This is a genomic window from Sinorhizobium sp. BJ1 (assembly GCF_002531555.1).
In the GTDB taxonomy this organism is placed as follows: Bacteria; Pseudomonadota; Alphaproteobacteria; order Rhizobiales; family Rhizobiaceae; genus Sinorhizobium; species Sinorhizobium fredii_B.
In genome coordinates this window covers 1-503 of record NZ_NWTH01000130.1, presented here as the reverse complement: position 1 = coordinate 503, position 503 = coordinate 1, and the positions used below count along the sequence as shown (strand labels likewise).

The 503-nt window shown below is 60.4% G+C and carries 1 pseudogene; it reads left to right on the top strand.

The features are described from left to right. Positions 1-503: pseudogene (locus CO676_RS34385) on the top strand (transposase); the annotation flags it as partial.

The window sequence follows — 503 nt, the reverse complement described above, 5'->3', positions numbered from 1 at the left end:
GATTCACCGGCATCCTGCAAGTGGATGGCTACTCGGCCTATACCAATCTCGCCAAGACGCGCGTCAAAACCGGCAGCAACGAAACGATCCAACTTGCAGGATGTTGGGCACATCTACGGCGCAAGTTTTACGATCTGCACATCAGCGGCGTCTCTCAGGCCGCCACAGACACTGTCCTGGCAATGACCGAGCTCTGGCGCATCGAAGATGAGGTTCGTGGCAAGGAGGCCGACAGCCGCGCAGCCCGGCGCCAGGAGAAATCCTCGGCCACCGTCGCCAGCCTCTTCGAGCTCTGGGAAAAGGAACTGGGCAAGGTCTCGGGAAAATCCAAAACCGCCGAGGCGATCCGCTACGCGCTCACGCGGCGCGAGGCGCTGGAACGCTTTCTGACGGACGGCCGGATCGAGATCGACTCCAACATCTCGAGCGAGCGATCAGGCCCCAAACGATTACGAGAAAGAATAGTCTATTCGCCGGCAGCGAGGGCGGTGGACGAACTTGGG